The organism is Embleya sp. NPDC056575 (assembly GCF_042793325.1).
Taxonomy (GTDB): Bacteria; Actinomycetota; Actinomycetes; order Streptomycetales; family Streptomycetaceae; genus Embleya.
In genome coordinates this window covers 101,603-122,669 of the sequence record NZ_JBHTVA010000028.1, presented here as the reverse complement: position 1 = coordinate 122,669, position 21,067 = coordinate 101,603, and the positions used below count along the sequence as shown (strand labels likewise).

The 21,067-nt window shown below is 72.5% G+C and carries 15 protein-coding genes; 7 read left to right on the top strand and 8 right to left on the bottom strand.

Annotation, left to right across the window (positions count from 1 at the left end; genetic code table 11):
- The first annotated feature begins 33 nt into the window (after positions 1 to 33).
- From ACFRCG_RS23125 to ACFRCG_RS23115, 3 genes are all read left to right on the top strand, one after another.
- Positions 34 to 3,036: a LuxR C-terminal-related transcriptional regulator gene (locus tag ACFRCG_RS23125; protein ID WP_380034249.1), complete on the top strand. Its 3,003-nt coding sequence runs from the start codon at positions 34 to 36 to the stop codon at positions 3,034 to 3,036.
- A gap of 276 nt (positions 3,037 to 3,312) precedes the next feature.
- The gene (locus ACFRCG_RS23120) at positions 3,313 to 3,996 is read left to right on the top strand and encodes a papain-like cysteine protease family protein (protein WP_380034247.1); all 684 of its coding nucleotides are present in this window, start codon (positions 3,313 to 3,315) and stop codon (positions 3,994 to 3,996) included.
- Between the two features lie 5 nt (positions 3,997 to 4,001).
- Positions 4,002 to 4,880 carry a hypothetical protein gene (locus ACFRCG_RS23115; RefSeq protein WP_380034272.1) on the top strand — a complete coding sequence of 293 codons (879 nt, stop codon included), beginning with the start codon at positions 4,002 to 4,004 and terminating at the stop codon, positions 4,878 to 4,880.
- A gap of 247 nt (positions 4,881 to 5,127) precedes the next feature.
- Here ACFRCG_RS23115 and ACFRCG_RS23110 read toward each other — a convergent pair whose 3' ends face one another.
- The 4 genes from ACFRCG_RS23110 to ACFRCG_RS23095 form a co-directional block, all read right to left on the bottom strand.
- Positions 5,128 to 5,985 carry a hypothetical protein gene (locus ACFRCG_RS23110; protein ID WP_380034245.1) on the bottom strand — a complete coding sequence of 286 codons (858 nt, stop codon included), beginning with the start codon at positions 5,983 to 5,985 and terminating at the stop codon, positions 5,128 to 5,130.
- Between the two features lie 293 nt (positions 5,986 to 6,278).
- Entirely contained in the window at positions 6,279 to 6,782 is a 504-nt protein-coding gene (locus ACFRCG_RS23105; RefSeq protein ID WP_380034243.1) for a SigE family RNA polymerase sigma factor, read from the bottom strand.
- 357 nt (positions 6,783 to 7,139) lie between these two features.
- On the bottom strand, positions 7,140 to 7,952 hold the full coding sequence (locus ACFRCG_RS23100) for a helix-turn-helix transcriptional regulator (protein ID WP_380034241.1): 813 nt from the start codon (positions 7,950 to 7,952) through the stop codon (positions 7,140 to 7,142).
- 92 nt (positions 7,953 to 8,044) lie between these two features.
- On the bottom strand, positions 8,045 to 10,183 hold the full coding sequence (locus ACFRCG_RS23095) for a bifunctional serine/threonine-protein kinase/transporter substrate-binding domain-containing protein (protein ID WP_380034239.1): 2,139 nt from the start codon (positions 10,181 to 10,183) through the stop codon (positions 8,045 to 8,047).
- 135 nt (positions 10,184 to 10,318) lie between these two features.
- Between ACFRCG_RS23095 and ACFRCG_RS23090 the strand changes: the two genes are divergently transcribed.
- Entirely contained in the window at positions 10,319 to 11,767 is a 1,449-nt protein-coding gene (locus ACFRCG_RS23090) for a S28 family serine protease (RefSeq protein WP_380034237.1), read from the top strand.
- A gap of 118 nt (positions 11,768 to 11,885) precedes the next feature.
- Here ACFRCG_RS23090 and msrA read toward each other — a convergent pair whose 3' ends face one another.
- From msrA to ACFRCG_RS23075, 3 genes are all read right to left on the bottom strand, one after another.
- The gene (gene msrA / locus ACFRCG_RS23085; RefSeq protein WP_126638798.1) at positions 11,886 to 12,398 is read right to left on the bottom strand and encodes a peptide-methionine (S)-S-oxide reductase MsrA; all 513 of its coding nucleotides are present in this window, start codon (positions 12,396 to 12,398) and stop codon (positions 11,886 to 11,888) included.
- A 109-nt stretch (positions 12,399 to 12,507) separates the two neighbouring features.
- Positions 12,508 to 14,250, bottom strand: coding sequence for an alpha/beta hydrolase (locus tag ACFRCG_RS23080; RefSeq protein ID WP_380034234.1), 1,743 nt, complete (start codon positions 14,248 to 14,250; stop codon positions 12,508 to 12,510).
- Between the two features lie 131 nt (positions 14,251 to 14,381).
- On the bottom strand, positions 14,382 to 15,803 hold the full coding sequence (locus ACFRCG_RS23075) for an amidase (protein ID WP_380034232.1): 1,422 nt from the start codon (positions 15,801 to 15,803) through the stop codon (positions 14,382 to 14,384).
- Between the two features lie 181 nt (positions 15,804 to 15,984).
- On the opposite strand from ACFRCG_RS23075, the gene ACFRCG_RS23070 reads away from it, so the two are divergent.
- On the top strand, positions 15,985 to 16,581 hold the full coding sequence (locus ACFRCG_RS23070) for a TetR/AcrR family transcriptional regulator (RefSeq protein ID WP_380034230.1): 597 nt from the start codon (positions 15,985 to 15,987) through the stop codon (positions 16,579 to 16,581).
- A 1,120-nt stretch (positions 16,582 to 17,701) separates the two neighbouring features.
- Positions 17,702 to 18,580, top strand: coding sequence for a hypothetical protein (locus tag ACFRCG_RS23065; protein ID WP_380034228.1), 879 nt, complete (start codon positions 17,702 to 17,704; stop codon positions 18,578 to 18,580).
- Between the two features lie 149 nt (positions 18,581 to 18,729).
- On the opposite strand, the gene ACFRCG_RS23060 is transcribed toward ACFRCG_RS23065, so the two are convergent.
- Positions 18,730 to 19,104: a VOC family protein gene (locus ACFRCG_RS23060; protein WP_380034227.1), complete on the bottom strand. Its 375-nt coding sequence runs from the start codon at positions 19,102 to 19,104 to the stop codon at positions 18,730 to 18,732.
- A 205-nt stretch (positions 19,105 to 19,309) separates the two neighbouring features.
- Between ACFRCG_RS23060 and ACFRCG_RS23055 the strand changes: the two genes are divergently transcribed.
- Positions 19,310 to 20,767: an aminopeptidase P family protein gene (locus ACFRCG_RS23055; RefSeq protein ID WP_380034225.1), complete on the top strand. Its 1,458-nt coding sequence runs from the start codon at positions 19,310 to 19,312 to the stop codon at positions 20,765 to 20,767.
- Positions 20,768 to 21,067: the final 300 nt, after the last annotated feature.

Below are 21,067 nucleotides of genomic sequence, written 5' to 3'. Positions count from 1 at the left end.
GCGGACGTGGATCCGGCATGGTGAGGACGACGCGTGGCGCACACCGACCGTACGCGACACGAACTGACCGCGCTGGCCCGGGATCGGCTCGCCTCGGGCGGCGTCGTCCTGCACGGCCCGGTCGGGATCGGCAAGTCCCACGTGCTGCGCGCGTTGCTCGCCGGCGACCGGGGCGCACCGCTGCTGAGGAGCGAACCGGCGGCGGCGGAGCGGGAGTTGGCCTTCTCCACGCTCGCCGACCTGCTCGACCCGGTCGGCGACGAGGTACTGCGCGCACTGCCCGCGCCGCAACGCTCCGCGCTGCGGGTCGTGTTGTGCCGTGAGCCGACCGAACCGGGCGGGCCGGATCCGTTGGCGTTGCGTCTGGGTACGCTCGCGGTGTTGCGCGCGTTGTCGGCGTCCACTCCGGCGATGGTGGCGATCGACGGTGCGCAGTGGGTTGATCCGGCCAGCGCCGAGGTGCTGACGTTCGTCGCCCGGCGTCTGGATCCCGCGCGGGTGCGCGTGGTCGTCGCCGAGACCACGGATCCGCCGGCCGGGCCGATCCACGGCGGCCGGTTCTGTCCCGGCGACCTGCTCGAACTCGAACTCCCGCCGCTGGGCCTGGCGGAGACCCGCGATCTCCTCGACCGAACGGATCGAACCGACCGGATCGATCGGATCGACCGAATCGACCGGACTGCCGGTTCCATCGGGGCTCTCGGAGCCATCGGTGCCCTCGGAGCCGGCGGGCCCTTCGGCGTCCTCGGCGCCGTCCCGATCCCGCCCGGCCCCGACGATCCGACGGACGAACGCCCTCTGCCCCACTGGCTCAGCAGGCAGGTGCATCGAGCCGGCGCGGGCAATCCGATGTACGCCCTCGAACTCGCCCGCGCACTGCGCCGGTTGGACCGGTTCCCGAGCCGCGACCAACCGTTGCCCGTGCCCGATCGGCTGCGCCGGCTGCTCACCACCCGCCTGGAGGGTTGGTCGAGCGACGCCCGCTGGTTGTTGCTGCTCGCCGGGGCCGCCGCCCGTCCCACCGTCGCGACGCTGCGGGCGGCGGCCGGTTTCGTGCACGCCGCGCACGACGCGCCGATCCACACGGCGGACCCGAGCGGCGACGATCTGGTCCGGCGCACCGTAGCCGACGCGACCGCGGCCGGCGTCGTCGACGTGGGCGAGGACGGCGATCGACTGCGGTTCGTGCACCCGCTGTTCGCCGCCGCGCTGTACGACGGCGGCACCGCGGAGGAGCGCCGCGCCGCGCATGCCGCGCTCGCCGAGGTGTGCGGCGAGCCGATCGAACGGGCCCGCCATCTGGCCCTGGCCCTGCCCGGCCCGGACGAACGGGTGGCCGGCACGCTGATGGCCGCCGCCGAACAGGCCCGCCGCCGGGGCATGCCCGACGAGGCCGCCGCGCTGGCCCGCCTCGCCGTGGCGCGTACCCCGGACGAACACGCCGACCGCGGGTGCGAACGCAGCCTCGACGGCGCCGGGCACGCCTACGCCGCCACCGACTACGAGTTGTGTCGCGAACTGGCCGGTCACGTCTTCGCCCTCGGCCCCACCCCCGCGCAACGTGTCCGGGCCTGCATCCTGATCATCAACGCGGCCAACCAGGCGCTGCACGACCTGGACGAGGTGTTCGCGGAGGCGTTCGCCCAGGTCGGCGACGACACGTGCGGGCGGGCCCGGTTGCACTATCTGCGCGCGTGCAAGGCGCACATCAGCGACGGCGACTCGGCGATCGCCTGGACCGAGGCGGCGCGCGCCGCGACGCTCGCCCGGCGCGGCGGCGACCGCTCCACCGAGCAGGTCGCGCTCGCCCTCCAGGCGTTCGTGGGCACCCTCCAGGGCCGGCCGAACGCGCGCGAACCGCTGACCAGGGCGCTGGCCCGGCCGCAGGACGCCGGACCGACCGGCAGCCACAACGGCCCTCGCGGCGTCAAGGCACGATTGGACTTCTTCGCCGACCGGCTCGTCGACGCCGCGACCGAACTCGACCGTATGTTGCGCCGGGCCAAGGAGTCCGACGACGCGGAAGAGAAGGTGTTCCTGCTCTGTGCCAAGGTCGACGTGGACGTCCGGGCGGGGCGGTGCGCCCAGGCGCTGTCGGCCGGGCAGGAAGCCTTGCGGGTGGCTCGCGAGATCGGCGCACAGCTCGGCCCGGCCTACTATGCGGCCGCGGTGGCCGAGGCCGCCGGGGGCGATCCGGCCCGGGGCGCGGAACTGGCCCGCGAGGGCATACGCGTGGGCCGGTCCGAGCAGGATCAGGTGTATCTGCCGTTGGCGCTGTGCATCCTGGGGCAGATCCAATATCGGCTGCGCGATCCGGTCGCGGCGGTGGGCTGCCTGAGTCGGGCCCGCACGATCGCCGGGCGGCGCGGCATCGTGGATCCGGCGGGGATCCCGTGGGGCGTGGATCTGGCCGAGGCGCTGGTGGCGGTGGGCGATCACGATCAGGCGCGCGCGGTGGTGGCCGAGGTCGGGGATGCCGCGCAACGACTGGGCCGTGACGGGGTGTTCGCGTCGTTGTCCCGGGCCGACGCCCTGGTCCGGGGCGAGTCCGGCGACCTGGCCGGCGCGGCCGAGTGTCTGCGGGCGACCGCCGAGCGGCATCGCGGACTGGGCCTGCCGATGGAGCACGGCCGCGACCTGTTGGCGCTCGGCGTCGTGGAGTTGCGGCGCCGGCATCCGGCCGCCGCACTGGCCGCGTGGCGCGGCGCGGAACTGGCGTTCGTGCACACGGCGGCGCGCCCCTGGCTCGATCAGGTCCGTACCGAGTTGGAGCGGGTCACCTTCGCGGACGACCCGGCGGCGGGTCGTACCGCCGCCGAGGCACGCTCACGGGCGTTGACGCCGGCGGAGCATCGGGTCGCGGAGATGGTCGGCGACGGCGCGACCAACCGCGAGATCGCCACCCGCCTGTTCCTGTCCGCCAAGACGGTCGAGTCCACCCTGACCCGGGTGTACCGAAAGCTCGGGATCCGCTCGCGCGCCGAGCTGATCCGGCTCTCCCTGGGCCCGAACGGCCGGTCCCACCAGGCGGAATAGCCGCGCTTCGCGGTTGGTCGCGACACCGAGGGGGGCTCGGGGGAACCCCCTGCTTTCCGTCCGGGGGGTTCCGGAGCGGGCCGTGAAGGATCAGCGTTGCCGGTGTTCCCCCGCACGACCGGCGAGGGACTTCCTCCGCGTCCCGGACGACTCATCGCGCATGTCGTCAAGGATGTCCGGCACCGCGTGTCCCGTTCCGTCCGCGGTGCCCCCTCGCCGGTCGCGTCCCCCTCGATCTCCGTCCGGTGTCCCCTCGCCGGACGAGAAGGAGACACGATGATTCTGCGGAATCACGGTACGGTTCGCGGCGCCGCGAACCCGCCGGCCACGCCGTCGCGGCGCTGGAAGTCGGTCTGTGCCGGAGTGACCGCCGCGCTGTGTCTGGCCGTTCCGTTGGCCGGCAACGCGTCGGCGGCGCCGGCCAGGCCGTCCGTCGCCGCGCCCCTGAAGGTCGCCCCGGGCGCTCCGCACGCCGCCTACGGGGCAAAGCAGTTGGCCCTCACCGAACTGACCCAGGTGCAGAACCAGTGGTGCTGGGCGGCCACCGGACTGTCCGTGGCCAGGTATCTCGGCCGTGGCCTGAACACCAGTCAGAACACCTTCTGCGACTACGCCCGCGGCCTGCCCACCAACTACCAGTGCCCGAACCAGCCCGGTGAGCTGAGCGACGTCCAGCGGGCCTGGTCCCGCCTCGGCATGCGACCGGGACAGGTCACCGGGACGCTGGACCTCGGCACGGTGGCATCCTCGATCGACGCCAACTCGCCGATCGTGGTGGGCATCTACTGGACCGCGGGCGGTGGGCACGCGAACGTCCTGTACGGCTACGACTCGGACAACGGAACGCTGATGTACTCCGACCCGTGGCCGTCCAGTCAGCGCTACGGCGAGATGGATTACAACTCGTACGTCAGCAACTACGAGTTCCAGTGGGCCGAGTCGCTGTACGGAGAGGCGTGAGTGTGATGACCGACATCTTCCGTTCCCGGCCCGACCACTCCCGCGCGCCCGCCCGGCGCGTCGGAGTGTTGGCCACCGTCGGTATCGGTGCGTTGCTGTTCCTCGCACCGACCGCGTCGGCCGCCGGTGACGCCGCCTTGACCGGTGGCGACTCGCCGACGGCCGCCGACCGGAACGCGGCGCGGCAGGCTCTGGTCTCCCCCGAGGCCACGAACCGGCTGGCGACCTTCTTCGTCCACCTCGACCAGCGTGCGACCGCGCAAAACGGCGCGGTGGTCCAGTCGAAGGTCGCCCCCGAGGCCGCGGCGGCGCAGGCCCCGCAGCTCGTGGGCGCCGCGGTTCCGGTGTACTCGCTCAACGCGGACTTCGTACGCGGCGGCGACTCGTCGGCCCCGGTGGCCAATTTCGCCTATCTCGCCACCGAGGCCCGCTCGGCCGCCGGGGTGGAGGCGACCGTGTGGACGGTGCGCGACCGCGCCTCGGGCGCGTGGCGGGTCACCAACGTGCTGTCGGGTGCCGACGAGGTCGGCTATGCCCGCCAGGCGGGCGACGACACGGTGTTCACCGAGCCGCAGATCGCGGCCTGGTACCGGGTGCACGCGGGTCGTGTTCTGCCGCTGAACCCGGCCGCGCTGCAGTCGGTCGGCCCGGACGGCGCCACCCTGGCCGACTATCGCGGGCTCGTACATGGGCGGTACGCCGACAAGTTGCCCGGTTCGACGTACCGACGCGACGGCAAACTGGGCGGCTTCGCGGCCACGCCGAGCACGCGTCACGGTGGATTCTCGGCGGCCGACATCGCGCTGCCGGCGAGTGCGGCCGGCGTGCTGGTCCTGGGCGCCGGCACCCTGGTGATTCGCCGCCGTAGGTCGGCAACGGCCTGATCCTGCATCCCGGTTCGCACTCCGTGCGGCCTTCTCCCGACCGCCACGGACCCCGATCCCACCGCCCCGCGGGCCGAAGTCGCGGGGCGGTGGCCGTTTCGCCCGCCCGTCACGGCAGGTCGCCGCCGCGACGCGGGACAAGGATCGGCTCGGCCGGGCCGGAAAGGGCGCCCACCCGGTGGTGGATGCGTCGATCGCCCACCCCGAGCACACGACTTCGGGGCGGGCGATCGAGTGGGCCGACGGATCAGCGCGCGCCGACGGTTTCCGGACGGGCGGCCGGAATGGCCGTGATCACGTCCTGGTTGGACACGAATGCCAGCAACTCGGCGCTGTTCAGGGCCGATCCATCGTGGATCGTGCCGAACTTGTCGCGGTTGCCCGACGAGACGTGGTAGGTCAGGCCGGCGGGAGTGATCAAGGAGACCGAGACGGAGGTCTCCCTCCCCTGGCGCAGTTTCCCGGTGATCGCCTTCGAGCCGTCCGCCAGGACGCGGCGCTCGCACTCGGACCAGTCGGCCTGGACCATCCTGCCCGTCTTGTTGTCGAGTTGCGGACCGCGTTGACACGGGTCGTTCGGCTCGGCACCCGGGAGGGTGGGTTCGCCGCCGTAGAGGACGATCGTGGTGACGGTGCCGTCCTCGCGGATCAGTCGGAAGAAGAGCGTCTGGTCGCCCTCGTCCTGGTCCTCGGCCCTGACCACGCCGGCGGGCAGGTGTGCGCGCAGCGCGGCGAGGACCCGGTCGTGGATCGGGCCGGGGTTGCGCAGGAAGTCGTCGCCGGACACGGTGGGCGGCGGCGCGGTGGCGGTCCGCGGGGCGGCCTCGGACGGCGGTGACAGCGGTACCGTCCGACCGGGGGCGGCGGCCGGGCCGCCCGTGGCGGGTTCGTCGTCGTCCGCCGTCAACGCCAGTGCGCCGACGGCGGTGCCGGCGAGCAAGGCACCCGCGGCGAGGCCCGCCACGCCGACACCGAGCCGACGGCGGCGCCGACGGCGGACACCGCCGGCGCGAACGCCGGGCAGGACGTCGGGAATCGGCGGCTCGGCATCCGCCGCCGGCAGCATCTCCCGCAGCAGTCCGGGCATCTCGTCTTCGAGAGGCATCGTGCGCTCCTTGATCTCTGGTGTCGTGCCGGGTTCTGTCGTCGTCGTGCGGTTGTCGTCAAGCGGGGTTTCGTGGTGCGGGGTTTCGTGGTGCGGGGTTTCGTGGTGCGGGGTTTCGTGGTGCGGGGTTTCACCGTGTGGGTTTCGCGGTGGGTGGAGTCGCGTCGTGCGCGGTTTCGCCGGCCGCGCAGGGGTGCCGTCGCGCGGTCTGTCGCCGTCGCGTACGGCCCGGTCGCTGTGCGGGTCGGCCGACGGGTGCGACCCGGCTGCCCGCGCGGTGTTGTTCCGATCGATCACGCGAGCGCGATGTCCGTCACCGACTCGCCGAGGATCGCGCGCAGTTGATCCAGTCCCCGGCTCGCGGCCGACCGTACGGCCGACGAACTCCGGCCGAGGATCGCCGCGGTCTCCTCGATGCTCTGGTCCTCCCAATAACGCAGCACCAGCACGGCCCGATATCCGGGTGACACCTTCCCCAGTGCCGCCAACAGCGCCAACCTGCGGGCACTGTCCTCCGGAACCGCCGAGCCGTCGGGTACGGCGGCGGCCGGGAACTCGCGACTGCCGCGCAGGCGTTTGCCGTCCACGAACCCCCGCACCATCACCCGTCGGGTATAGGCGTCCACAGCTCCCGGATCACGCATCCGGTGCCAGGACGCGAACACCTTCTCCAACGCGTTCTGGACCAGGTCCTCCGCCTGGTGCCAGTCGCCGCACAGGAGATACGCCGTCCGGCGCAGCGCCTGGTAACGCGCCGCGACGAACTCGTCGAACATGCGCTCTCGTTCCTGCCTCATCTCCGCTTCAGCCTCATCCCCGGCCCGCGCTTCCCGTGCAATCGATGTTCACGGCGGCCGTCTGCTCGCCGGTGTCGGGAGATAGACGGGTCGGCGGCCCGGGAATGTTGCGTCGTGATCGCGAGCAAGGAAGGTACGCGTGCCGGTCGCGGAACATCGGGCTCTGCCAGTGCGGGGTTTGCACTGTCTGGGGCGGCTGTGGTGCCCGATGATCGGTGGGTCCGAGGCGATCGTGGGCGATGTGGAGGGGATCCACGATCGTGCGGCGAAGGCGCGTGCCCCCATCCGTGCTCCCCGGATGGGGTCGCGCCGCCTCGGTCGGGGGTGCCCCGGCCCGGCCTCGTCACCGAGGGTGTGTCACGGCTCGCCGTCGAGCACGGCCAGCGCCGCCGCGGAGACCGCGTCCGCCGGCGCGTACGCGATCACCACCTGGTCCGGGTCGTCGCACGGGTGCAGGGATTCGTAGGTCAAATCGAGCGCGCCGACGAGCGGATGCCGGATGCGACAGGTCCCGTGGGCCAGGTCGAACTTCGCCTGGGCCGACCACAGCCGGACGAAGTCGGGGCTGATCGCCGCGAGTTCGTGCAGGTGTGCGGCCAGGTCCGGGTCTCGGGGGCGCTTGCCGACCTCGGTTCGCAGATAGGCGACGGTCTCCCCCGCCTTGCGCTCCCAGTCCGCGTACAGGGTTTTGGCGCGCGGGTCGCCGAACATCAGGCCGCCGATCGAGCGCCGCTCGGGCGGGACTTCGCCGAAGTCGAGGAAGACCCGGGTGGCCGCGCGGTTCCAGGCCACGATGACGCCGTTGCGGCCGACCACGTACGCGGGCGGGCCCCACGCGTCGAGCAACACGCGCAACCCCGGGCGTACCGCCGCCCGTTCCCGCGTGCTCGCGGTACCGGGCCGGGCCAGGTTGCGCAGGTACTGCCGTTCGCCCCGGGTCAGACGCAGCGCCTCGGCGACGGCGTCCAGGACCGCGTCCGAGACGCGCGAGGCCTGGCCGCGCTCGAGGCGTATGTAGTGGTCGACGCTGACCGCGGCGAGCGAGGCCACCTCCTCGCGGCGCAGACCGACCACCCGTCGGGGACCGTCGTCGGACAGCCCCACATCGCGCGGCGACAATCGGGCGCGCCGGGACACGAGGAATTCGCGTAACGCGGTACTGGGGTCCACGCCGGCCAGTATCCCCATCCAAACGAGTGCTTGGGAAGCGTCTCGGCCGCCTCCTCGCGGCGCCGCCGGGTTCGGGGAGGCGGGTCGCCGGGTCAGCCGCCGTTGACCGTGACGCGCGGGACGGCGCCCGCGCCGAGGTGCCAACGGTCCAGGATCGCCCGGTACTCCCCGGTTTGCAGCAGGCGCTCCAGCGCCTGCCGCACCGCGTCCCGCAGCGCGGTGTCGGACTTGCGCAGGGCGATGCCGTACGGCAGGGCGTCGATCTGCTCGCCCACGACTTCGAGGGCACCACCCGAGATCCGAGCTTGGTTCACCGCCACGGGGAGATCGAACACGCCCACATCCGCGCCGCCTTCGGCGATCTGCTTGGCGGCGGCCTCGATGCCGTCGAACTTGATGGGGCTCGAGGCACCGGGCCCGCATCGGGTGGTTGCGCGAGCGACCAGGTCCTCCTGCATCGCGCCGCGTTGCACCGCCACCTTCGCGCCGCACAGGTCGGCCGGGGTGCGAATGCCCCGGGGGTTGCCCTTGCGGACCAGGAGCACGCTGCCGGCGGTGAAGTAGTCGACGAAGTCGACCGTGTTCAGCCGTTCCTTGGTGTCGAACATCGACGACACGACCAGGTCGACTCGACGTGCGACCAGGGACGGGATCAAGGAGTCGAACGTGGTGTTCTCCAACTTCGGTGTCGCACCGAGCAGTTGCCCGATCGCACCGATCAGGTCGGCGGACATGCCGACGACGCTCCGGCCGTCGGTGTCCAGGAACTCGTTGGGTGGGTAGGCGGCGTCCACGCCGACGATGAGGGGCCGTCCGGACCGGTACGGCTCGGGGAGGAGGTGGGCCAGAGGGGCGGGGGCGGGTTGTCCGCCGGTGCCGGTGCCGTTCGGCGCCGAGGCGGAGGTGGTCGGGCCCGGGGGCGAACCCGTGCCGGGCGACGACGGGTTCGCGGCCTTGCCCGCGCCGACGGCACCCTTGCCCTCGTCGCGGGTGAGCAGGTACGCACCCCCGCCGGCGAGCGCGGCGGCCACGACGGAACCGCCGATCAGGAGGCGGCGGCGCGCGATGCCGGGACTCGACGGCTCCGGCGGGACGGGCGCGGGGGCATACGCGGGCTTGACGGGCGGCGGCGGGGGGATCATCGGCGGCCCGGTCGGGCGGGCCGGGGGTTGGTCGGGCCGGAACGACGGGGTGGCGGCCGGGCCGACGGCGGCGGTCGCCGTCGGCGCCTCGGCCGGATGGTCGGGGCGGTGCGGGGGCCGAACGTCGGTTGACGGCACTTCGGTCGTCGGCACGTCGGTCGGCGGCATGTCGGTCGGGGCGTCGGTCGCACCCGGCGCCGCTCCACCGCTCGCCGCCGCCGTCGCGGAACGGCTCCGGACCAGCGCGGAGTGCGCCGCCGGCAACCAGTCCGCGCCCATCGGGCGGGCCGTGGTGCCCAGCATTCCGAGGATCTGCGCCGGCGTGGGCCGCGCGGCCGGATCCCGACGCAGACACGCGGCCACCACCGGCCGCAATTCCGCGGGGACGGGGTCGAGATCCGGGTCCTGGTACACGACCCGGAACATCATCTGCGCCGCGTCGCCGAACCCGAACGGGGAGCGTCCGGTCGTCGCGTGGGCGACCACGAGGCCGACCGCGAACACGTCGCTCGCCGGTCCGACCTCGTCGCCCCTGGCCTGCTCGGGCGACAGGAACCCGGGGGTGCCGACCAGGTGTCCCGTCCGGGTCGGCCCGTTCGCCTCCCGCACCATTCGGGCGATGCCGAAGTCGATCACCCGGGGGCCGTCGGAGGCCAACAGCACGTTGGACGGCTTGAGATCGCGGTGCACCAGCCCCACGTCGTGGATCGCGGCCAGCGATTCGGCCAGTCCGGCGGCGAGCAGTCGCGCGCTCGACGCGGGCAGCGGGCCGTGCGCGGCGATGGTCTCGGTCAGCGAGGGGCCGGCGATGTACTCGGTCGCCAACCACGGCGCCTCGGCGTCGGCGTCCGCGTCGACGAACGCCGCGGTCCAGAAGCCGCCGATACGGCGCATCGCGGCGATCTCCGAGGCGAACCGGCGGCGATAGTGCGGATCCTCGGCCAGGTCGCCCAGGACCACCTTGATCGCGACGAGCCGACCGCCGGGCGAACGGCCCAGGTACACCTGCCCCATTCCCCCGGCGCCCAGCCGGCCGAGCACCGCGAAGGACCCGATCCGGGACGGGTCCCCGACGCCGATCGATTCCACGCCGTACCCCCGTAGTCGAGCTGCCGATCCGTTCGAGGGCTCACCGTACGCGATGGGTCGTCTCCCCCGGCCGGGGGAGGCGTTTCCCCCGTCCCGGGGATCCTGCGACATGGGTGCCCGGGCTTTCCTGGGGACATGACAAACGCAAGGCTTGATCGAGACCGGGCGCCGCACGACCCGGACGGCGGGCGGCGGACCCCGGGCGGCGGCACGACGCTGCGGGGCCGGCGCAGGCTCGCGGCATTGGCGGTGGGCGCCGCGCTGCTGGTGCTGTCGGGGTCCGGCACGGCGGTGGCGGCCCCGGTGCAGGTCGCGGCCGGCGGCGCCGCGGCTCAGAGCAGCGAGGTCGACATCCGGGACCGGATCGCGGCGATACCGGGCATGCGGGTGGTGGCCGAGAAGCCCGCCGCGCCGGGCATCCGCTACTTCGAGCTGACGTATCGCCAGCCCGACGACCACCGACACCCCGAGCGGGGTTCCTTCGAACAACGCCTGAGTCTGCAGCACCGCTCGACCGAGCGGCCGATGGTCCTGTACACCAGCGGCTACGACCTGGGCGCCGGAGCGAGCTTCCGCTCCGAGCCGGCGACCCTGCTCGACGGCAACCAGATCTACACCGAACAGCGCTACTTCGGCACCTCCCGGCCCGGCGACCCCACCGATCCCGCCGACATGTCCGACCTGAACATCCGCCAGGCGGCCGACGATCACCATCGGCTGATCCAGGCACTGAAGTCGATCTATCGGGGCTCCTGGATATCCACCGGCGGCAGCAAGGGCGGCATGGCCACCGTCTACCACCGGCGGTTCCACCCCGACGACGTCGACGGCAGCGTGGTCTACTCCGCGCCGAACAACGTCGACGACCGCGACGACAGCGCGTACGACACGTTCCTGGCCCGGGTGGGCACGCCCGAGTGCCGGGCCGCGCTGCGATCGGCGCAGCGCGAGGCGCTCCTGCGGCGCGACGAGATGACGGCCCGCTACGCGCAGTGGGCGGCGGCGAACGCGCAGACCTTCGAGACGCTCGGCAGCGTCGACCGGGCTTTCGAACTCGCTGTGCTCCGCCTGCCGATGATGTTCTGGATGTACGCGGGCGAGCCGAAGTGCGCCGGGATACCCGCGCCGGGTGCGTCCGCCGACGAGCTTTACGCATGGGTCGACGGTGTCACCCGGCTTGCGGTCTACGCCGACGAGAGCGTCGCGTTCTTCCGGCCGTACTTCCATCAACTCGGCACCCAGCTGGGCTACATGCAGCTCGCCACGCCCCATCTGGACGGCCTGCTGCGCTACCCCGGCATCCAGGAGGTGCGCAACTACCTGCCGGCGGGCACCCCGCTGCGCTTCGACTCCGGCGCGATGCCCGACATCGACCGTTGGGTCCGCCACCGCGGTGATCGCATCCTGTTCGTCTACGGCGAGAACGACCCGGTACGCGCCGAGCCGTTCCGACCGGGACCGGGCAGCCGGGACAGCCGGGTCCTGATCGCCCCGCACACGGGCCACGGTGCGCGCCTGGGCACCCTCACCCCGGACGATGCCGCGCAGGCGACCACCACGCTGCGCCGATGGGCCGGGGTGTGAGCCGGACCGGGGCCTGAGCCGGACCGGGACGCGAGTCCGGCCGCGCGGGAGGCGGGCCCGGGCGGGAGGTCGGCCCGGGCCTGCCTCGGCCCGGGCCCTGCGGGTGCCCGGGCGGGGGTCAGGCGCGGTCGCGGTGCGGGAGCTTCCAGCCCGGGCGCGGGAAGTGGCAGGTGTACCCGTTCGGGTAGCGCTCCAGGTAGTCCTGGTGCTCGGGCTCGGCCTGCCAGAAGTCGCCCAGCGGCTCCAGCTCGGTGACCACCTTGCCCGGCCACAGGCCGCTGGCCTCCACGTCCGCGATGGTCTCCAGCGCCGTCGCCTGCTGCTGCTCGTCGGCGTAGTAGATCGCCGAGCGGTAGCTGCGGCCGATGTCGTTGCCCTGACGATCGCGGGTCGTCGGGTCGTGGATCTGGAAGAAGAACTCCAGAATGTCGCGATAGCTCGTCACCGAGGGATCGAACAGGATCTCGATGGCCTCGGCATGGTCACCGTGGTTGCGGTACGTGGCGTTCGGGACGTCCCCGCCCGAGTAGCCCACGCGGGTGGCCGTCACCCCGGGCTGCTTGCGGACGAGGTCCTGCATGCCCCAGAAGCAACCTCCGGCCAGAACCGCCTTCTCCACTCCAGCACTCATCTCGCAACTCCTGACCGACGCCGGTAATCACTCCTTCAATCGTATCGATCCCGACCCGAAAGGCGGCGGGTGCAACCGATGCGGTGAACGTGGGCCGGGCCACACGGGATCAGCCGCCGATGCGATCGAAGCTTTCGTCGACGCCCGGAAGGCCGGCGGGCCCCGCAAGGCCCTGCACACCGGGCATCCCCGACAGCCCGGGCACACCCGGGCCGCCCGCCACCGGGGGCGCCTGCGCGGTCGTCGAGACCGGATCCGGCTCGTCGGCGCAGACCGTGTCGCGTGGCGGGAGGGTCAGATCCGTCAGGTAGCGGACGGTCGCGGCCTGCGCACAGGCGCTGCGCCCGAAGGCGGTGTGCCCCTCGGCACGGAACGTGAGCAGCCGCGCGTTGTCCAGGCGCTCCGACAGCGCGACCGCGTCCTGATACGGGGTGTCGGGGTCACCCGTCGTCCCGAGCACGAGGATGGGCGCGGAGCCCCACGCCCGATACGAGCCCCGGTGCCGGCTGACCCGTTCGCCGTTCCACCGCGCACACGCCGGCGCGTGGTTGTGGTCGTAGGTGGGCGGCCCGAACCCGACCGGCGGGCCGAGCAGCGGCGCGTCGCGCACATTGGCCCGCACGTTCCGCTCCAGCCGGCCCGGGTCGCGCGGGTAGGCCCGGTCGATGCACTCGACCACGACGTTCGCGGTGAGGAAGTCGAAACTCGCCGCCGACGGTGGTCGCAGCAGGAAGGCGGTGCCGTCCCGCGACTCCGCCTGCCGCAGGGCCGCGCCGAACGCGGGCCACACCGCCTTGCCCCCGTTGATGTTGAACATCAGCCGGTAGGCGAGCGTGTACCCGTTCGCCGCCACGCCCGACGGGGTGGGCACCGGGTGCGCGTCCAACTCCCGCATCAGGCGCTCGAACGCGCCGCGCGCGTCCCCTTGGCCGAACCCGCAGCGCACCGCGTCGGCACTGCACCAGTCGAGGAAGCGCCCCATCGCCGCGTCCAGCGCGAGGTATTGCGGCCGGTCGTACTCGTACGGGCGCTCCGCGTAGTGCACCGGATCGTAGGCGCCGTCCAGCGCCATGGCCCGCACCCGGCCGGGATACCGGTCGGCGTAGACGGTGCCGATGTAGGACCCGAACGAGCGTCCGTAGAAGGACAGTCGCCGCTCCCCCAGCGCCCGGCGCAGCAGGTCCAGGTCGCGCGCCACGTAGTCGGTGCCCATGAACGGCAGTACGTCACCGGCCTTGGCCGCGCAGGCCGCGTCGAAGTCCCGCGCGGTCGACACCGCCCGGTCGAACCCGTCGGGCCCGGGCCGACCCGGCGATTGTGCGACCTCGCGGGAGTAGGTGGCGTCGTCCCAGCACTCGTACGGCGCGCTGCGCCCGATGCCGCGCGCGTCGAAGCCGAACACATCGAAACGTTCCCGCAGCTCCGCCGGCAGGGAGGCGTGGTTCCCGCGCACGAAGTCCACCCCGGAGTTGCCCGGCCCACCGGGTTGGAGGACCAACGTCCCCAGCCGCCGCGTCGGGTCCGCGGCCCGGTGGCGAATCACCGCCAAGGTGAGGCGGCGCCCGTCCGGTTCCCGATAGTCCAAGGGGACGGAGGCGTTCGCACATTCGAAGCCGGCGTCCTCGACGCAGGGACTCCAGGCCAGGGTCGGGGCCGCCGCCACCTCCTCCGGTTCCGGTTCCGCCTTCGCCGAGGCGTCGACCACGCCGCCCCCGACCATCGCGAGGGCGACGGCCGCGACGGCGGCCGTTCGCCGGTACAGCGTCCGCCACCTGGTACACGCCGAACGGCGGGTCGGCTCGTGTACCGATTCGTGGGTCGGATCGAACACACGGCGGTGGCGGCGTGTCATGTTCGTCGATTCCCTTCGCCGGACGGATGCGCACTCGTGTTCTTCCCCCGGGACGCCACCGACCGCACCACCTTCGCCGATCGGAACTCCCGCTACCTCAACGCGAGAACCGCGAAGCGGACACGCGGCGATCACCCACCCGCGCGCGGATCCACCGGGGTCAGGGTGCCCAGCCGGTCCTCGACGGCCTGGGCCGCGTCCAGGCAGAGGTCCTCTCGGAAGGCGCGTCCGACGATCTGCGCCCCGGTGGGGAGGCCGTCGACCACCCCGGTGGGCACCGCCACCGCCGGCAGGCCGACGAAGCTGGTCACCGTACACAGCCGCATCGCCGACGCCACCCGATCCCGACCGGCCCGGTCCCGCGATTCCAGACCGGGTTCGACCGGGGGCTCGGTGAAGGAGGGTCCGAGCAACAGCGGGTATTCGTCGAGGAATTCGGCCCACGAGCGACGGATGTTCAGCCAGGTGCCCATCAGCTTCGACAACTCGTCCGCGGTCGCCGGCGGGGTGCGCTCCATCGCCATCCCGATATAGCGGTCCCCGCCCGGGCCCAGCAGCGTGCGCACCACCGGCCAGGTCGGCGCGAACTCGGTCAGGGTGATCCGGTCGTACGTCTCCAGGGCCTCGTCCAGGCGTGGTACGTCCGGCACTTCGCGGACGTCGTAGCCGGCGTCCCGCAGCGCGTCGGCCGCCGCCTCGACCGCTGCGCGCACGGCCGGGTGTACGCCGCGTCCGCCGGGGTCCGCCACCACCGCGACCCGCACCGGCCCGGCGACGGGCGGGCCGTACGGCGGCACCGGTACGGCACGCGGATCGCGGGGGTCCGCGCCGGCCAACACCTCGTACACCGCGCGCAAATCGCCCACCCGACGCGCCAACGGCCCGTCGGTGACCAGGATTTGCGTCGCCGGGCCGGGATCGTCCGGCCCCAGCACCCGATGGTCCGCCGGGAACCGTCCCGTCGACGGCTTCAGCGCGGCCACCCCGCAGAACTGGGCCGGGATCCGCAACGACCCGCCGGAGTCGTTGCCGAGCCCGATCGCGGCCATCCCGGCGGCCACCGCCACCGCGTCGCCGCCGCTGCTGCCGCCCGGGGTGCGGCCGGGGTGCCAGGGGTTGACCGTGTCGCCGAAGAGTTCGCTGCGCGTGTGCATCCCGGCCAGGATCAATGTCGGTATGTTGCCCCGCCCGATCGGGATCGCCCCGGCCGCCCGCAACCGCGCCACGGGCGGCGCGTCGGCGGCGGCCACCAGGTCCCGAAAGCGCGGCACGCCGAACGTGGTCGGCACGCCGGCCACGGCGGTGCTCTCCTTCACCGTGAAGGGCACCCCCGCGAGCGGCCCCAGCGCCTCCCCGGCGGCGCGCCGACGATCCGTGCGCAGGGCCTGCTCACGAGCGTGGTCGGCGAGCACCCGGGTGATCGCGTTCAGCTCCGGGTCGACCTCGGCGATCCGCCCCAGGTGCGCGTCGACGAGGTCGACGGCCGAGACGACCCCGTCCCGCACGGCCTGCGCTTGTGCCGTGGCGGACATGGCCCACAGCTGCTCCGACATGGGGTGTTTTTGTGCACTTTCGTCCCGGTCCATCTGTTCCGCCGTTTCCATCGTTTCCGTCGTTTCCGTCATTCCGTTGGTTCCATCGTTCCGATGCAACTGCATCGGAACGATAACCTGGTAACCGATGCATCCGCATCGCAATAAGACGCACCACGACGACCGGAAGGGCGCGCCGGCCATGCCCAGACAGGTGGACCACGCGAGCCGACGCCGCCTCATCGCCGAGGCCGTATGCCGGCTCGCCGACGAACGCGGCCTCGAAGGCGTGACCCTGCGCGACGTCGCCGCGCGCGCCGAGGTATCGATGGGCGCGGTCCAGCGCTGCTTCCGGACCAAGGAGGAGATGCTCGTCTTCGCCCTCGGACACGTCGGCGAACAGGTCGCCGCCCGGGTACGGGCCCGCCTGGTCCGCAGCCCCGCCCAGTCGGCCGCCACCGCCCTCGGCCACGCGGCCTCCGAGGTCGCCCTCCTCCGCGACGAACACCGCGCCGAGGCCCGCGTCTGGCTGGCATTCCTGGCCCAGGCCGCGATCAGCGCCCCGCTGGCCGAGATCCTCAAGGCCAACTACGCCGCACTGGAGGAATCCTTCACCCACCTGATCACCACGGCCGCCGCCACCCCGAATCCCCCCATCCCCCTGGACCCCCGCCACGAGGCCCGCACCCTCCTGGCCCTCGCCGACGGCCTCACCGCCCATGTCCTCCTGGGCCACCTGACCCCACCCGAAGCCGAAACCGTCCTACACACCCACCTGACAAACCTGTGGACGGCGTAGGCACGGACGACCGTGCCCCCGGCCCTCCGGTCGCGGTCGAGGCGGGTTGGGGAGGGGTGGGGAGGGTGGGGTGGGGGTCGCTCGCGATGCCGCCGGGGAGCTTTCCGAGCGGGTCGGGCACTACCGGCGGGGGTTACACCTTGGGTTGCGTGGGCGGGTGCGGGACCGATCCGGTCCGCAAGGTGGGCCGCCGCCGGCATGCGGGGCTCCGAAAGCCGTGACGCCCGACGAGACGGGCACGTGGGTCGGCGAAAACCGGCCTGCAGCGGCGGGGCGGGGTGGGTGGTTGGGTCGAGTCCCCCGAGGGCCCTTCCCGAATGGGTCGGGTGCTTTCGGCGCGCGTTGTGCCTTGGTTGCGGGTGGCTGGTGCGGGGCCGGTCTGAGTCGATGGTAGGCCGCTGCCGGCGTGCGGGGCTGCGAGACGGAGGGCGCCCGACGAGACGGGCGCGTTGCTCGGCGAAAACCGCCCGGCAGCGGCGGGCAGGGAGGGTAGCCGGGTCGGGTTCTCCGAGGGGCCTTCCCGAGTGGGCCGGGTGCTTTCGGCGCGCGTTGTGCTTTGGGCTGCGGGTCGGCCTGTGCGGGCCTGGTCCGAGTCGGTCGTGGGCCGCTGGCGGCGTGTGGGGCTCCGAGATCCGGGGCTTTCGGCGACACGGGCGCGTTGCTCGGCGAAAACCGGCCTGCAGCGGCCGACAGGGAGGGTGGATGGGTGGGGTTCTCCGAGGGGCCTTCCCGGGCGGGTTGGGGTTCTTTGGGGGCGTTTGGAGGGCGGTTGGGGTTCGGAATCGGATCGCGGTGGGTGGTTTTGGGCTTCGGGCTTCGGTGACCTGCGGTTTTGCAATGCGCGAGCGGGAATTGGGTGTCGAGTGCGGGATTTGTGGGGGTTGTCGGCTTCGGATACATCGCTGCGATACGGGTGGACGGCTGAAAAGTCATACGCCCACCGGCGACCCACGGCAGGCAGGGGTGGGACGGCCGGGCAAAACCAACGGCAATCCCGATCGGATGGATTTCGTCTGCTTTGACGCGGACTTCGTTGTCGGCTTCCTGGAGTGTCGCCGGCGGGCGGTACTTTGCGGCGACGCATCCGACACACATCAAGACATCGATAGGAGCGCTCATCGTGACGCCCGAGACGACCCTGGTGACTGACCCCGACGCGTGGGATGCCGCGCTGACCGGCGCCTTCGAGATACTGCTCGGCGGCCGGCCGGCCGTCGATCCCGCTGCCCGGTACGGGGCGTACTACGTCTCGGATTCACTCGACGAGTTCCTGTTCCCGAATTCCTGGATCACCCCTGCCGCGCTGGTGGGTCGGGAATCGAGGCAATTGCCGGATCCCGACGGTGAATACCCCTTCTCCCCGTGGGCGTGGCGGTTCGACCTGCGCGAGTCGCTGTTCCTCTTCGACGCCGATCTTCTGGCCGGGACGGGACCGTGGGGGGATGGTGGGCACAAGGGTCGCCGGCCGTTCGACGATGCCTTCGTCGCCGACTTGCGGACCGTGTCGGCGGTGGATGACGCCGATGAAGTCTTGGTCTACGGCGCGGAGTTGGGGGCGCTCCTGGACCGCCATGGGGTCGACCTGACCGACGAGGCATCCAAAAAGCTGAACGGCTGGCTTTCCGTACTGCTGCGGGTCGCCACCGACGGCACTCCGACCGACGCGATGCGGGCCGCCACCTTCACCGGGCGCGGCCCCGAGCATCTGGTGTCGATCCACGACATGAATACCGTCCGCACCGCCGCAGAGCCCTGGGAGGAAAGCCTGAGTGCGGTCGCACATCCCGCCCTCCGCGACCATCTCCGCATGCTCTGCCTCAGCGAGAGCGACGCACGCAGCGAGGGCGGCTTCTACTACGGCAGCGGCCGCTGGCCGTGGAACGATGTCCTGGAAGCGGTCGGCTGCACCCTTGTCGCAGGCTGGGGGTTCGGCGAGTCCCAGGCCGGCGTGGCCGTTGTGCGGTTGCCCGAGAGAGTGGACACATCCGGGACACGGTGAACGCCCGCCGCGACAGCGAATCGGCGTCCTCTCCGGCCGCCGATTTGCCCATCCGGCCGGGACGGCGAGGCGCGCACGTACGCCCGACCTCGGGCCGGAGCCGGACCCCGGCCCCGGCCCGGCCCCGCCCACGCGCGTCTGCGTCGGCGTCAGTGGAAGCACAGGCAGAACGGGTGGCCTGCCGGGTCTGCGAATACTCGCCAGTTGGCTCCTTGGCGGACCTGGTCCGTGCGTTCCAGGACCGTTGCGCCGAGGGCCACGGCGCGTTTCTCCTCGCCGTCGAGGTCGTCCACGTCGAAGTCCAGGTGGATTTGTTGCGGGACCTGTTGGCCCGGCCATTCCGGCGGGCGGTAGCCCTCCACGCGTTGGCAGGCCAGTGGCGTGCCCTCGAAGCCGTGTACCTCGATCCAGTCCGGGTCGTTCGCATCCTCGACCACCCGGCCGCCGAGCAGTTCCGCGTAGAACCGCGCGAGCCGTGCCGGATCGGCGCAGTCCAGTGCGATCGCCTGCAGCTTTCGAATCACTTCGTCCCCCTGTGTCTCCTCGACCGCTGTCCGCGGCACCTACCCGAGGGGTCGTACCCACCACCCCGGTGGCCATGCCCGACGACGCGCCGGCCTGCCGGGGGTCGCGCCCGGGCGTCGGGAACAATGGGTGGGAACGTGCGATCGACAACCGATCGGCAGTCGAGTCCGGAAATCCGGAAGTCCAGAGGTTCAGGAGGCAGGCGTGGGTGCCGAGAAGCGGTCGTCCGACGAAGAGCAGGCGCAGGCCATCAAGCAGCGCAAGAACGGCCTCTACCGCGGCGAGGTCTCGGAGGAGCTGGCCGCGAACATGCGCACCGGCTGGGCCGACACCGAGCGCGTCGACCTGGCGCCGATCGAGCAGGCGCCGAACACGGCCCGCCGCCGCGCGGCCCTGTCGGCCCGGTTCCCGGGTGAGCGTCTGGTGGTCCCGGCGGGCAACCTCAAGACCCGGTCCAACGACACCGAGTACCCCTTCCGGGCGTCGACCGAATACGCCTACCTCACCGGCGACCTGACCCAGGACGGCGTCCTCGTCCTCGAACCGGTCGCCGACGGTCACGACGCGGTGTTGTACCTGCTGCCCCGGTCGGACCGGGACAACGGCGAGTTCTGGCTGGACGGGCAGGGCGAGCTGTGGGTCGGCCGGCGCGCCGGGTTGGCCGAGGGCGAGCTGCTGTACGGCTTGCCGTGTCGGGACGTGCGCAAGGTCGTCGAGGAGCTGACCTCGACCGAGGGTCCCGTGCGCGTGGTGCGCGGTCACGACGCGGGGCTGGAGAGCGCCCTGGGTGAGCGCCTCGACGCCGGGCGGGACGAGGAGCTGCGGGTCTTCCTGGCCGATGAGCGGCTGGTCAAGGACACGTTCGAGATCGGGCAGCTCCAGGCCGCGGTCGACTCGACCGTGCGCGGCTTCGAGGACGTGGTCCGCGTCCTGGATCGGGCCGAGGCCACCTCGGAGCGGTACATCGAGGGCACGTTCTTCCTGCGCGCACGGCTGGAGGGCAACGACGTCGGCTACGGCTCGATCTGCGCCGCCGGGCCGCACGCCACCACGCTGCACTGGGTCCGCAACGACGGCGCGGCGCGGGCGGGCGATCTGCTGCTCTTGGACGCGGGTGTCGAGACGCATACCCTCTACACCGCCGACGTGACCCGTACGCTGCCCGTCTCGGGCCGGTTCACCGCGCTCCAGCGCCGGATCTACGACGCCGTGTTCGCCGCGCAGGAGGCGGGCATCGCCGCGGTGCGGCCCGGCGCCAAGTACCGGGAGTTCCACGACGAGGCGCAGCGCGTGCTCGCCGAGCACCTGGTCGAGTGGGGCCTGGTCGAGGGCCCGGTGCAGCGGGTGTTGGAGCTGGGTCTGCAGCGCCGGTGGACGCTGCACGGCACCGGTCACATGCTCGGTCTGGACGTGCACGACTGCGCGGTGGCGCGGACCGAGTCGTACGTCGACGGCGCGCTGGAGCCGGGCATGTGCCTGACCGTCGAGCCCGGCCTGTACTTCCAGGCCGACGACCTGACCGTGCCCGAGGAGTATCGCGGCATCGGGATCCGGATCGAGGACGACATCCTGGTGACCGAGGACGGCAACCGGAACATGTCCGCCGCCCTGCCGCGCGGCGCCGACGAGATCGAGGCGTGGATGGCCCGCCTGCGCGGCTGACCCCATCCACCCGGCATCACGGCACGACACGGGCCGCCCGCCCCGGATGCACCCCGGGGCGGGCGGCCCGCCGCACGCCGTGCCGCGAACCGTCGGGCGACCCGAACACACCCCGGCGACCGACCACTTGGCCGCTCGCCGGGCCCGGGCGCACGAACACGGCACCACGACGCCGAGGCGGGCGGCCCCGGGAGCCGACCCGCCTCCCCCGTGGATCGCGCTCAGGTCGTGCCTGCGCGCGCACCACGTTCGACCTGCGGTGGACGTGGCGATGAGCGCCCAGGTTGATGTCGAACCCGC

Coding starts and splice junctions, on each gene's coding strand:
- ACFRCG_RS23110 (WP_380034245.1), bottom strand. CDS start 5,985: ATGCCTCTCGAAGACGAGATGCCCGGACTGCTGCGGGAGATGCTGCCG.
- ACFRCG_RS23120 (WP_380034247.1), top strand. CDS start 3,313: ATGATTCTGCGGAATCACGGTACGGTTCGCGGCGCCGCGAACCCGCCG.
- ACFRCG_RS23075 (WP_380034232.1), bottom strand. CDS start 15,803: ATGTCGGAGCAGCTGTGGGCCATGTCCGCCACGGCACAAGCGCAGGCC.
- ACFRCG_RS23105 (WP_380034243.1), bottom strand. CDS start 6,782: ATGAGGCAGGAACGAGAGCGCATGTTCGACGAGTTCGTCGCGGCGCGT.
- msrA (WP_126638798.1), bottom strand. CDS start 12,398: ATGAGTGCTGGAGTGGAGAAGGCGGTTCTGGCCGGAGGTTGCTTCTGG.
- ACFRCG_RS23080 (WP_380034234.1), bottom strand. CDS start 14,250: ATGACACGCCGCCACCGCCGTGTGTTCGATCCGACCCACGAATCGGTA.
- ACFRCG_RS23070 (WP_380034230.1), top strand. CDS start 15,985: ATGCCCAGACAGGTGGACCACGCGAGCCGACGCCGCCTCATCGCCGAG.
- ACFRCG_RS23090 (WP_380034237.1), top strand. CDS start 10,319: ATGACAAACGCAAGGCTTGATCGAGACCGGGCGCCGCACGACCCGGAC.
- ACFRCG_RS23115 (WP_380034272.1), top strand. CDS start 4,002: ATGACCGACATCTTCCGTTCCCGGCCCGACCACTCCCGCGCGCCCGCC.